The 12,962-nt window shown below is 36.8% G+C and carries 11 protein-coding genes and 2 pseudogenes; 4 read left to right on the forward strand and 9 right to left on the reverse strand.

Translation table 11 applies throughout. The features are described from left to right. Both CVT18_RS06395 and CVT18_RS06400 read left to right on the forward strand, forming a co-directional pair. Complete coding sequence (locus tag CVT18_RS06395; RefSeq protein WP_084041465.1) at positions 1–375, forward strand: heat shock protein transcriptional repressor HspR; 375 nt, start codon at positions 1–3, stop codon at positions 373–375. Between the two features lie 3 nt (positions 376–378). Next, entirely contained in the window at positions 379–2,004 is a 1,626-nt protein-coding gene (locus tag CVT18_RS06400; RefSeq protein ID WP_021090872.1) for a cation:proton antiporter, read from the forward strand. A gap of 102 nt (positions 2,005–2,106) precedes the next feature. Here the strand turns inward: CVT18_RS06400 and CVT18_RS06405 are convergent, their stop codons facing one another. The 3 genes and pseudogenes from CVT18_RS06405 to secA form a co-directional block, all read right to left on the reverse strand. Next, positions 2,107–3,306, reverse strand: a complete 1,200-nt coding sequence (locus CVT18_RS06405) for an ABC transporter permease (protein ID WP_107824346.1) — start codon at positions 3,304–3,306, stop codon at positions 2,107–2,109. Between the two features lie 52 nt (positions 3,307–3,358). Continuing rightward, positions 3,359–3,460, reverse strand: a pseudogene (locus CVT18_RS10800) (SEC-C metal-binding domain-containing protein); the annotation flags it as partial. Between the two features lie 108 nt (positions 3,461–3,568). Continuing rightward, positions 3,569–5,965: pseudogene (gene secA, locus CVT18_RS06410) on the reverse strand (preprotein translocase subunit SecA); the annotation flags it as partial. A 98-nt stretch (positions 5,966–6,063) separates the two neighbouring features. Here secA and lolA point away from each other — a divergent pair. Then, positions 6,064–6,576, forward strand: coding sequence for a LolA-like outer membrane lipoprotein chaperone (lolA, locus tag CVT18_RS06415; RefSeq protein WP_054196481.1), 513 nt, complete (start codon positions 6,064–6,066; stop codon positions 6,574–6,576). A gap of 26 nt (positions 6,577–6,602) precedes the next feature. On the opposite strand, the gene CVT18_RS06420 is transcribed toward lolA, so the two are convergent. The 6 genes from CVT18_RS06420 to CVT18_RS06445 are packed head-to-tail and all read right to left on the reverse strand — an operon-like array spanning position 6,603 to position 12,262. Beyond that, positions 6,603–7,142, reverse strand: coding sequence for a hypothetical protein (locus CVT18_RS06420; RefSeq protein ID WP_103593182.1), 540 nt, complete (start codon positions 7,140–7,142; stop codon positions 6,603–6,605). After that, on the reverse strand, positions 7,139–8,458 hold the full coding sequence (locus CVT18_RS06425) for an ATP-dependent DNA helicase (RefSeq protein ID WP_103628778.1): 1,320 nt from the start codon (positions 8,456–8,458) through the stop codon (positions 7,139–7,141). The genes CVT18_RS06420 and CVT18_RS06425 overlap by 4 nt, the downstream gene beginning before the upstream one ends. Beyond that, entirely contained in the window at positions 8,459–10,468 is a 2,010-nt protein-coding gene (locus tag CVT18_RS06430; RefSeq protein WP_103628779.1) for an SH3 domain-containing protein, read from the reverse strand. Next, on the reverse strand, positions 10,465–10,959 hold the full coding sequence (locus CVT18_RS06435; RefSeq protein WP_103628780.1) for a chemotaxis protein: 495 nt from the start codon (positions 10,957–10,959) through the stop codon (positions 10,465–10,467). Before CVT18_RS06435 ends, CVT18_RS06430 begins: the two co-directional genes overlap by 4 nt. Further along, positions 10,959–11,399, reverse strand: a complete 441-nt coding sequence (locus tag CVT18_RS06440) for a DUF523 domain-containing protein (RefSeq protein WP_103628781.1) — start codon at positions 11,397–11,399, stop codon at positions 10,959–10,961. The genes CVT18_RS06435 and CVT18_RS06440 overlap by 1 nt, the downstream gene beginning before the upstream one ends. Then, positions 11,396–12,262 carry a D-amino acid aminotransferase gene (locus CVT18_RS06445; protein ID WP_103628782.1) on the reverse strand — a complete coding sequence of 289 codons (867 nt, stop codon included), beginning with the start codon at positions 12,260–12,262 and terminating at the stop codon, positions 11,396–11,398. The genes CVT18_RS06440 and CVT18_RS06445 overlap by 4 nt, the downstream gene beginning before the upstream one ends. Before the next feature lie 104 nt (positions 12,263–12,366). Here CVT18_RS06445 and CVT18_RS06450 point away from each other — a divergent pair, with 104 nt between their 5' ends. Beyond that, a complete protein-coding gene (locus CVT18_RS06450; RefSeq protein ID WP_103582653.1) occupies positions 12,367–12,870 on the forward strand; it encodes a hypothetical protein in 504 nt (167 codons plus the stop codon). Positions 12,871–12,962: the final 92 nt, after the last annotated feature.

The following is a 12,962-nucleotide window of genomic DNA, read 5'->3' on the forward strand; positions in this document are numbered from 1 at the left end:
ATGCAAAATTATGAAGAACCACTTTTTTTAATAAGCGTTGTTGCAAAGGTTTTAAGCATACATCCACAAACTTTAAGACAATATGAAAGAGAGGGACTTATCGAACCATCAAGAACAGATGGCAAGATGAGACTCTACTCACAAAAAGACGTTGATCGCGTAAAAACTATACTAAATTTAACCCGTGAGCTTGGTGTAAATTTAGCCGGCGTTGATGTGATACTTCAGTTGAAAGAAAAAATTGACGATTTAGAATCAACTATTGATGAGCTAAATAAAAAATTGCACGAAGCTACCAGTCAAACTAGCACAAAAAGATCGCTTGTAAAGAGAAAAAGTAGCTTTGATCTAGTCTTTTATGAAGGTAAAAAATAATTTATGGAACAAATTTTAGAAGGTTTCTTGCTTGTTGCAGCGATTTCAGTCGCATTAAATGTCATTTTTAAAAAATTTCAGATACCAACCATCATCGGCTACATCGTAACAGGTACGCTTATATCAGAATTTTTCAACCTAAAAAGCAATGATGAAATTTCTCATATTGCTGAGTTTGGTATCGCATTTTTGATGTTTACCATTGGGCTTGAGTTTAGTTTTAAACATCTCATGGGCATGAAAAAAGAGGTCTTTTTAAATGGCGGCTTACAGGTTTGCTTAAGCGGCTTTATAATGGGCGTGATGCTTTATTACGCGCTTCATCTAAAGGACGAGACAGCGCTTATTGCAGGTCTTGCGCTTGCACTATCATCAACTGCGATCGTGCTAAAGACGCTAAATGATAGTGGCGATGTGAGTAAAATTTACGGCAGAAAAGCACTTGGAATTTTACTATTTCAAGATATTGCAGTCATCCCTATTTTGCTTATGATAGATATGTTTAGCTCACAAGATGCTTCAATAAATGAGCTTTTACTAAAGACATTTACAAGTGCGATTATTCTTATCGTTGTACTATTTTTGCTTGGTAAATATGTCATCAACTGGATATTTTATAAAGTCATTCAAACAAATTCGCAAGAGGTTTTTATAGCTACGATTTTATTTATGGTCGTTGGCTCTAGTACTTTGGCTCACTTCTTTGGCTTCTCATACTCTTTGGGTGCATTTTTGGCCGGTATGATGATGGCTGAGACACAGTATAAACACCAAATCGAAGTTGATCTTATTCCTTTTAGAGATTTGCTCTTAGGGCTATTTTTTATAACCGTTGGTATGCAGATAAATTTTGCTGTCGTCATCTCAAACATCTGGCTTGTCCTTGGCCTAGTATTTAGTGTCATGGTGATAAAAGCGGTTGTTGTTTTTGCTATTTTAAATATCTACTTAAAGCGAAGAGTTGCTGCAAAAACTGCACTTAGTGTTTGTCAAATAGGCGAATTTGCACTAGCTGTTTTTGGACTAATGACTACTAGAAATTTACTTGATATACAAACAGCTCAAATTTTTATTGCAGCCTCTGTTGTATCGATGTTTGCCACGCCTTTTATACTTAAAAAACTAGACGCAATAGCAGACCTTATAGAACGTGAGATCGTTGTTGAACCAAATGAAACTCTAAAGCCGCAAAAAATAAAAAATCACATCGTAGTTTTTGGTTATGAAAGGCTTGGACAAGAGGTTGTTTTAAGACTAAAAGAGACAAAGCTTTTATACCTTGTGCTTGATAATGATATTAGTCTAGTTGAGCTTGGTAGAAGCCGCGGGGAAAATGTATTTTTAGGTAACGTTCTTCAAAGCCATACACTTGAAAATGCCTGCCTAAGCGATGCAGCCGCTGTTATTATAACTGTTAATAATGAGCAAAGAGTGGAGCTCATCGCGCAAAAGATAAAAGACTACGGCGTAAATACCCAAACTATAATAAAAATAAATGGTGAGGGTAATAAAGATATTTTTGGTGAGTTAGGTAAAAATTTTCACCTAATAAACGAAGAGCGTGTCATGGCAAAAACGCTCGTGCACGAGGCTCTTCAATGCAAAATCGATCATGATATAAGAGCGTAAAAGTATAAATTTATTCTAGAATTTTACGAGTTTATGCTAGTTTTAAAATAATCTTTTAAAAATAACTTTTACAAGCGATGAGCAAGCCTAAGCATCTAGGCTCTACTCATTTCTTAAAGTTTGAAGTACGTTTACTTCTGTGGCTTTTTTAGCTGGATAATAAGACGATATAGCCACGATAAATACAGCTCCAACTATAATAAGCACAAGATCGATGGTTGAAAGCTCGAGTGGAAGTTTACTTGAGCCATAAACATCAGCTGGCAGGTCTATGATGTTGAAATTTCCAAGTAAAAATAGTCCTAAAAAGCCAAGTATCAAGCCAAATATAATGCCACCGCCCCCGATTACTAGCCCTTGATAGAAAAAGCTTCTTTTTATCTCGCTTTTGCTTGCTCCAAGCGCTAAAAGCAAGGCGATCTCTTGCCTGCGGTTCATCACTGTCATTAGTAGCGAGCTTATGATATTTAACGACGCCACAAGGATGATTAGCATCAAAACGATAAAAAGTGCCCTTTTTTCAAGTGCGAGCGCCGAGAAAAAGTTGCCATTTTGCTCCCACCAGCCAATGGCAACCGTGCCAGTTGGCAGGCCTTCACGCACTCTTTTTATATCATCAAATGGCTTACTTGAAAAGATATGAATTCCATCATAAACGCCTTTTGGATAGTCTAAAATTTTCCTCAAAGCATCAACTGAAACATATGAAAATGCCTTATCGTAGGCGATTAGCCCAGATGTAAATGAGCCACCGATGTCAAAGCGCTTCATCTTTGGCGTTAGCGAAAAGCCAGCTGGATCGGCCTTTGTAAAGATAAGCGTTAATTTCTCATCGTTTCTTAGTCTAAACTCGCTCATTATGCCACTTCCCACAAGTATCTCAAAACCATCTAGCTCTTTGTCTTTTAAAGCTTCATTTACGACTGAGTTTATCTGCTTTTCATCTTTAAAATTTACGCCATAAACCAGTCCGCCCTCAAGTGCATTTGCCGAGCGGTAAATGACCTGTGTGCTTATAAATGGACTAAATTTAAGATCACTAAATCTAGCCTTTAGCTCATCAACAAAGTCATCATCAATAGAGCCTTTAAAGGCACTTTGAACGGTTATTGGATAGTTCATCGTAAAAAGTTTACGCTCAAATTCTTTGTCAAATCCATTCATAATAGCCATAGCAACGATTAAGACCATAAGTCCGATGCTAACACCAAGAAAGGCAAGCAAGGCACTTAGAGTGATAAATGGCTGAGTTTTATCAAATCTTAAATATTTAAAAAGTAGATACTTTGGTAAGCTTGTCATTAAATAGCCTTTAAAAGATTAAGGCGCTTTTGGCGCCTTAAAAGTAGAAATTCTAAGCAAATATGCCTTTTTTAGGACCACTTTTTCCGTGGCAATCTTTATATTTTTTACCGCTTCCACAAGGGCATGGAGCGTTTCTTGGTATCTTTTTTTCAGGCGTAAATTTATCATCCTCGCCTTGATTGTTGTAGCTTAAATTTTCATTTTCAGCATTTTGACTAGCTTCAAGCATCATTTTAGCTTGCTCTTCTTGCTCCTCACGGCTCTTAAATCTAACAACCTGAAGCGTCTTAACACTCTCACTTTTTAGCCTGCTAACTAGCTCCATAAAGAGGTTATAGCTCTCTTTTTTGTATTCAACAAGCGGATCTTTTTGATTATACCCTCTAAGGCCGATACCGGTTTTTAGGATATCCATTTGATAAAGGTGCTCTCTCCACGCATTATCAAGCACTTGAAGGTATAAAATTTTCTCTATCTCTTTTCTTTGATCTTCATTTAGCACGCTCATTTTTTCGTTATATCTTACTTCAAAAATTTGTGCAAGCTTTTCTATTAGCTCATCATACTCTAGACCTTTTAACTCACTCTCGTCTATCTCTTCACCGCAGTCTGCAAGGATGATAGAGCATAAATTTTTAATATCAAAGTCATCTTTCAAGCCGCCATGGAAAATTTCAGCTGTATCAAGTAAATTTGCAGCATACTCTTTCCTGTTTTGAGCTATCTTTTCGCTCATATCATAGTTTTTATCAAGTAGTTCGTCACGGTATTTGTAGATAGTTTTTCTTTGCTCATTTGCCACATCGTCATACTCAAGCAAGTGTTTTCTAGCCTCAAAGTGCAAGCTCTCAACTTTCTTTTGGGCATTTTCAACAGCCCTTGTCACCATGCGACTCTCGATACTCTCGCCCTCGTCGATACCAAGCCTATCCATGATCGCTTTTATGCGGTCGCTACCAAAAATTCTCAAAAGATTATCCTCTAAACTTAGGTAAAATCTACTCATACCAGGATCGCCCTGACGTCCAGCACGACCACGAAGCTGATTGTCTATCCTTCTACTCTCGTGCCTTTCGGTGCCTATGATATATAGACCGCCTAAATTTCTAACCTCATCATCGATCCTGATATCAACACCACGACCAGCCATGTTTGTAGCGATAGTTACAGCGCCTTTTACACCAGCTTGTGCGATGATCTCGGCCTCTTTTTCGTGGTTTTTAGCATTTAGCACAGAGTGTGGGATGCCAACTTTTTTAAGCATCTCATGAAGCACTTCACTGCGCTCAATACTTGCAGTTCCCACAAGCACTGGCTGACCTTTCTCGTGAGCTTTTTTAACCTCATCAATAACTGCTTTAAATTTCTCATTTTGAGTTTTGTAGATAAGGTCGTTTTGATCGATTCTTTTAACTGGTAAATTTGTAGGGATCGAGATAACTTCAAGGTTGTAAATTTGAGAAAACTCAGTAGCCTCTGTCTGAGCCGTACCAGTCATACCTGCAAGCTTTTTATACATCCTAAAGTAGTTTTGATATGTTGTATCGGCTAGCGTTTGGCTCTCTTCTTGGATTTTCACGCCCTCTTTTGCTTCAAGCGCTTGGTGAAGTCCCTCGCTAAAGCGTCTGCCTTCGCTTAGACGTCCAGTAAATTCATCAACAATGACTACCTCGCCATCTTTTACGACATAATGAACGTCTTTTTCAAAGAGGTTGTGAGCTTTTAGAGCTTGATCTAAGTGGTGGCTTAGTATGGCATTTTCAAGGTTATATAAATTTTCAACACCAAATAATTTTTCAGCCTTGCTGATGCCAGCTTCTGTGATCATTATCGTTCTATTTTTTTCATCGACTATGAAGTCCCCTGTCGGCTTTGAGCCTGGCACATTTGGATCAGCTGGAGTGCCTCTAGTAAGCCGTTTTGCGACCTGATCAGCTCTTATGTAGCCATCAAGTGTGCGATTTGTTGGACCTGATATTATAAGCGGTGTTCTTGCTTCATCTATCAAGATACTATCGACCTCGTCTACGATAACGAAGTTATGACCTCTTTGCACCTTTTGACCAGCTTCAAATTTCATATTATCACGAAGATAGTCAAAGCCAAATTCTGAGTTTGTGCCGTATGTTATGTCCGCGTTATACGCAGCTTGTCTTACTTCATCATCGTATCCACCGCTTAGTATCACATCTACGCTTAAGCCTAAAAAGTTATAAAGCTCGCCCATTTGCGTAGCGTCACGCTTTGCAAGGTAGTCGTTCACGGTCACTACGTGCACACCTTTGCCACTCATCGCGTTTAATATAACTGGTAAAGTCGCCACCAAGGTCTTACCCTCGCCCGTTTTCATCTCAGCGATCCTGCCCTCGTTTAGCACCATGCCGCCTATTAGCTGCACGTCAAAATGGCGCATCTTAAGCACCCTTTTGCTAGCTTCTCTAACGATCGCAAAAACATCATTTAAAATTTCATCTAAAGTGACTTTTTCTTCTACTACTTGGGCTTTTAGCTCATTAAATTTGATCTTAAGCTCATCATCGCTCATCTTCTCATAAGTAGGCTCTAGCGCATTTATCTGCGCCACACGTTTTATATATTTTTTGACTTCTCTATCGTTTTTCGTGCCAAAAATCTTTCTAAATACCGATGAAATCATTACTTTACCTTCCTAAATTTTTAAACTTTGGATATTAGCATAGTTTAACTATTTATTTAATTAAACTGGGCTAGAATACGCCAAAAAAGGATAAAAAAATGAGAAAATTTCTAGTTGCATCTCTCGTCGCAGTTTGCTCATTTGGTGCTGGCTTAAATTTCAAAAGCCTTCAAAGTGACTTTACTCAAACTGTCTTTAGCGAGGGCAAAAGCATAAACTACAAGGGTAGATTTTACGCAAAAAACGACAATACTGCACTTTGGATATATGAAAGTCCAACACCAAAGAGAATTTATTTTAACAAAGAGCGTGTGATCGTGATTGAAGACGAACTTGAGCAAGCTATTATTTCAAAGCTTGATGATACACCAAATTTGACGCAAATCTTGGCTCATGCGGAGCAAATTCAGCCGACACTTTATAAGGCGATATATGACGGAGTTGAGTATTTTATAACTATTAAAAACACGCTTCCAACGACGATTGACTATAAAGACAAGCTCTCAAATAAAATAAAAATCACTCTAAGCAACCCTGTAAAAGACGCGCTAATTCCGCAAGAGACGCTAACTCCTGTCATTCCTCAAGGTTATGACATTGTAAATCAATAAATTTGGCTAACTTTAGCCAAATTTACTCACTTCTCTCCAAAATCTTTTCCAAATTCTTGAACGTTATTTAGATCGATAGGCTTTTGAACTACATCATTTGGATCTGGCGAGATGATGATCTCATTGCCCTTTTTCTTCTTTTCTGGTTTTGTTACAATCTCTTCATTAACACTTGGATCGGAGCATAAATTTTGGCTTTTTATTGCTTTTATGATCTCGCTTAGTTCAAGATTATTTATCACTTTTATATTTAAGATAAGCACATCATCGATATCAAGAGAGTGCTTTTTGGCTGCGTATTTTATGAAAAGCTCTTTAAATTTCTCTTTTCCCATTGAGGTTAAGATATCTTCCACATAAAAGCTACCAACTATTATGTTTAAAGCATCAAGAACATACGCTTCATTTTCTTCAACATCACGTCCGACAACTTCAAGGTTCATATTTATCTTTTTTGTTAAATTTTGTCCGGCTTTTGAGTAGATATCTGTTTGAAAATCTCTTACTTTTAGCACGTCTGCAAATGCAAAAACACAAAAAGCAAGGCTTAAAAATAGCTTTTTCATAAATTCTCCTTAATATGCAAAAATACGTTTTCTTGGTAAAATTTCTTAACTTCGTCGTCAATTTTAACCACTTTTCTTAAATGCTGCCTAAAATCACTTTTTTTATCATAAAAAAGTTTTAAATTTTTAGGACTTACTGCACGAGAAAGTGCGACATAGAGCTGTCCTTTGGCAAAAATATGGTTGATATTACAAATGAGCGAGTTTATGCTCATTCCTTGAGATTTGTGGATAGTTAGAGCGTAAGCAAGTTTAAATGGAAACTGATAAAGCGATGCCTGTACATTTTCTTCGATCTCATCTTCGTTTAAATTTAACGAACTAAATATATAAGCGGCTTTTTCTATCTCGCAAATTTCGCCGCTATCTTTTTTCACAATCACGCTTGAGATGATGCCGTTTTCTTTTAATATTTGCATGATCTTGCCTTGCTCGCCGTTATAGTACTCACCCCATTTATTTGACGTAAAGATAATCTTAGCGCCTATCTTCATCTCCAAATCCCTTGAGATGTTTAGCGTATTTGCCCATTTTTCAAACTCTTTTTTATCTAAATTTTCATCCAAAACGCTCACATCTGAGTTCGAAATTTCAAGTGGCGTGCTAAGCTCTGAAAGCCTTTTTTGATTTAGCATTTCAGCCTCGGCGTTTCTGCCAAAAAGCACGCTCGTATCATCATCTGGCTCTATCTTGGTCACTCTTAACCTCTCTATATAGCTCATTATTTCATCATCTAGCTCGCCAACTCTAAGACGAGAGAGAATCTCATAAAATTTAAGATCGTTTGTGCGTTTTGAGACGAGCAGCTCAACATTTGTAAATTCCATATCCTCCCACGCACTGGAGTTAAAAGCGTATAAAAAATTAAAAAGCCTATTTTCGTTTTGCTGCTTTTGCACTGGCGGAAGCTGATAAAAATCACCCACTATAAGCACCCTACCTTTAAATTTGGAAGTAAGTAAGCGGTATCTTATCATCTCCATTAGATCTGAGCTCACCATTGAAATTTCATCAATTACAAGCAGATCGCAAGCATCAAGCATATTTCTTAGCTTACTTAGTTTGTCTTTTTGATGATAGTCAAAGCGTCTTAGCTCCTCATAGTCCTTGCAGTAGCCAAATTTAAAAAAACTATGTAAGCTAACTCCTCCAAGGCTAACAGCACTTATGCCAGTTGAGCCAAGGATTATGACGTTTTTAAAATTTTCTTTGTAGTGTCTGATGATGGAGGCGGTTAGATAGCTCTTGCCAACACCGCCGCCGCCTGTTAAAAAGACGTTTGAGCGAGATAAAATTTCTAAAATTTGCTCTTTCATCTACTCAAACATCTCTGGGCGATACTCGAAGTGCATCGTATCAAAGTGCTTCCAGCGTCCACCCCAGATAAATTTATGTTTTTCAAAAACACGCACTATCTTTTCAGGGATGAGGTTTTGGTAGCCATTGCTCCACTGCCAATAGTGGCTCTTTTTCACATTTATATCGATCGCAATACCGTAGCTGTGCGGGCTCAAGCGGTTTGTGCCAGCGATCACTCGCCACTTAAATGTTCCACCTGGATTTTTTAAATACTCAAGCAAGCTTGCATCACTTTTTACCATATCGTTTAGCTCATTGCTTACGTCTTGTAAGGCAGTTGCGGCTCCATTTTTAGAGTTAAATGGTAACTTTAGCGCAAGGCTATCTTTTAGCCAAACAACATCTACCAAATTTGCTTTTAGCTCGCTCTCGCTTGAGCCATAAATTTTGCCTAAAAATTCATAATTTCTACATCTGCCAGCATCGCTTAGTGCGGTGCTAAGTGACGAAAATGCAGCGTAATCAAGCGCGTTCATATCCTCTATATCGGCCCCGGTGCTACACTCATCATCTTTTTGTTTAAAGTCATCATAGACAAATATTGTTCCATCACCAAATTTGACCAGATTATCCTCAACCTTAACATCATAAGCCCTTTGTAAAGCTAAAATTTTTCTAGCTTTATCGCTTATTACATTTTCAGGCTTTATTACATTTATAGAATCAACCTTTGAAATGAGCAAATTTGAGTTTTGTATATCGCTTCTGTTTTGTCCGATATTTAACGTAGTTACTGCCGTAGCACCGATTAATGCCCTGCCGTTATTTTCGGTTTTTAGTCCCCAAGCATCATGCACCACATATATATCATCACCCTTGTATCCAGCATAAAGCATGATATGCCCTGGCAGATGCACAAGCGTAAGATATGGCACACCTTTTTCTTTTATCTCTTTTGTCTTAGCAGCGTTACTAAGTCCTTTTAAATCAAATTTTTGTCCCATATTTGCTTGAGCTCTTGAGTTTCTGGGCAACCACACGCCAAAACTTGCTAGCAGATCTTTGGTAAAAAGCGAGCAATCCCTTAGCTTATCGACCCCACCCCAACCATAAGGCTGAGTAAGAAGGGAGCTAATAAGTGTTTTTAGATTTGAATCATTAAATTTAAGAGGAAAAAGAGCGCCAAGAGATTTTGGCAACACAAATTCTCTCAAGAGATTTCTTACATAAATTTTACCGTAGTAGTTTTTACTATCCTGTGCTAAAACAGGCAGTATCGCTCCGACTCTTGAATAAAACAAGAAATTTCCGGCCTTGTCATAAACTGGCATTTTATCCGTTTTTATAGTCACAAAACTTGACTTTTGATAGGCATTTGCCTCATCATCGCTTATAAATTTTATATCCTCGACCTTTACCCAGCCCCAAACCGCATCATCACTAACAAACGCCCATGCCCTGTCTTTAGAAAGATGTGACACAAAAAGCGGATGAGCGATGCTTAGGGTTGACTCTTGCAGATAATCAAACGGATAGCCCTCACCTGGAGTTTGAGGATTTAAAAATATCGGCTCATCAGTTGGAAAATTTCTTAAAGCTGTGTTTGCCGAAGTTAAAGCATAGGCAGAGATGCTTGAAAGAGCTGAAAAATTTGCATTGTCCTTTTGTGCGTCAAACCAGCTTTGAGGTATCTGTCTAAAATTTGAGCCAAAATACTTTCTCTTCTCACTTGGTTTATATATATTAAATGCCCAAAAGACATCGTTTGGATTAAATTTTACGCCCCTTAATGTAAAAACCTTAAACCTTCTTTTTAAAATTTCTTCTTGGTCAAAGCTTGCACTTTGCATATTTTGCGGTAGTGACGAGGCATCTTGCTTCATTTCAAAATCAAGCAAACTAATGCGTTCATTTGGCTTATATACATTTTCATCTGGTAAAGAATTTTGCACACTTGGCTTTGGCTGGGTCTGCGAACATCCCAAAAACAAAGCAACACTAAACGCTAAAAATATACCTTTTTTCAAATTTTTTCCTTATCCTTAAAAATAGCTTCGACGATCAAAACAAAAATATAAAACATCTTTTCATCGTTGTTTTTACAAATTTGCTTCATAGTCTCATTATCGCTTTTTACTTTTATGTCATTTGACCTTAAAATTTCTACAATATCAGAGCCAAATTTCTTTGAAAGATCGCCCACTTTTACATCATTTAGAGCGTTTAAAAATCTAGTAGTGTTACAATCCATCTGCACTGGCTTGTGATTTAATATATTTTTAAACTCAAGGCTTAGCTTCTTTAACTTTTTCTTCTTAACATAACTATGAACAATCGTCAAGACAACCAAACTAAAGCCAAAGAAAATGTGTAAATTCAGCGAATTTTCACCCATCTCCCCATTTAAGAAAAGAATGCCACTCATAAAAAGACCGATCACACAGATAAAAAGCAGCAACAAGATGATGTACTTAAAAATCACCTCAAGCATAATGTTGTCTTTTAGCCTATCAAACATTAAAGCCCCACTATCTCATCTTCGCTGTAAACTAAAATTTCATTTTCTTTTAGCAGTTTTGCTGTGATGCCATCGCCTAAAATAAGCCTCTTGCTAAAGCTTCCATCATAAATTTGCCCACTTCCACAACTTGGACTTTTTGATTTTAAAATAGCCTTTTTGCAACCATTTAGTTTGGCTATCTTTAGGCAAATTTCTGCTCCTTTTTTAAAATTTTCACTCACATCTTTACCTGAAAATTTACAAATAACTGCACCATTTTTCATCTCAGCTGGCTCTCTTGGCGTGCTAAGCCCCCCGTAAACTTCAGGACAAACAAAAAGCAGATGATATCTCTTTGAAATTTCATCTAAAACATCTTTATTTAAAAGATTATTTTCGCCGTTAAATTTACAATTTATGCCGACTAGGCAAGCGCTTATTAAGATTTTTTCTCTCAAAGTCCGGCTTCTTTTAAAAGTTCACCAGCATAAATTTCACGAAGTTTGCTTGAAATTTCTCCTACTTTTGCGCCATTTATCGCCTTACCATCAGCATAAACGACTGGTAAGAGTATGAGCGTAGCAGCCGAGATAAAGACTTCATCAGCATTATAAACTTCATCCATACTAAATTTTCGCTCCTCTATCTTAAGGCCAATATCTTTAGCGATCTTTAAAAGTCTCATACGGCGAATTCCTGGCAAAATTTCATTTGAAAGCGGTTTTGTGATTAAAGTTTTATCCTTGATGATAAAAGCGCTCGAGCTACAGCCCTCTGTGACAAAGCCATTTTCCACCATAAAGCCCTCGTCTGCGCCTTTTTTGTGAGCTTCATTTTTAGCATAGCACTGAGCTAGAAGCGAGATAGATTTGATGTCGCGCCTTTTCCACCTGATATCCTCGACACTCACGACTTTTATGCCAGTTTTTGCAGTAGGATTGTTTAAAATTTCACTCTCGTAACAAAAAATAAAGACACTTGGTGTTAAATTTTCTATAAAATAGAAATTTCTAAACGCCACACCTCTTGTTACTTGCATATAAATTCCGCCCTCTTTTAAGGCATTTTTGGAGATTATCTCGTTTAAGATCGCTTCAAATTTTTCCTTTTCGTAGGGCAAATTTATATCTATCTCATTTAAGCTTCTTTCAAATCTCGCCCAAAATCCATCTTTATCAACCATTTTTGAATTTATCACAGGCACAACCTCATAAACTCCATCACCAAATATAAATCCTCTATCAAAAGCACTAACTTTTGCTTCATCTTTTTGCAAAAATTCTCCGTTTAAAAAGACGGTTTGCAAAGCTTGATCTGCCATTTTTAGCTCCTTAAATTTTGGGCAAATTGTATCTAATTTTGTTTGAATTTATAGATTCTTAGATATAATAAGCCAAAATTTCAAAGGTAAAAAGTCTATAAAAAATGCAAGAAACTTTAAAAGATAGAATCATAAAAAACGTTTTTTTTGTTTCAAAACAGCCAGTTTTATTTAGGGATCTACTTGAAGCGAATGCCCTTTTTAACGAAGGTATGCTAATAGATGGAGCAAAGCTAAATTTTAGATTTAACCACATCAAGCTCTATCAGATTTATGCACTTATCTGTTTTGTTATTTTATTTCCATTGTTAATCATCACGCATCATTTTTTAGCAAAAACTGACGCGCATATATCTATAATAGCGACTGCTGTCGTCACTTCAGCCGTTTTTATCGGCTTTGATATGTTTAAAGTTTGGGCAAGAAGAGAGATAAGTCACGATCTTATCAGGAAAGCTTGGAGTGTGCATTTTCCTTATTTTAGCTATGAAAAATACTCAAGCAAGGTCGAAGAAATTTATAATACTGCTATAAAAAATGACATATCAAAAAAAGATTTAGAACAATATATATATGAAAAGCTAATCTCTCAAAAAGAAAGTAACTAGCAAATTAAAAATAAACTTTGTTTATTGAGCTAATTTTATTTTTATGCAGTTATATACAAAATGGCTATATTATTTGCCAATATAATTGAATC

Source organism: Campylobacter concisus (assembly GCF_003048405.1).
In the GTDB taxonomy this organism is placed as follows: domain Bacteria; phylum Campylobacterota; class Campylobacteria; order Campylobacterales; family Campylobacteraceae; genus Campylobacter_A; species Campylobacter_A concisus_Q.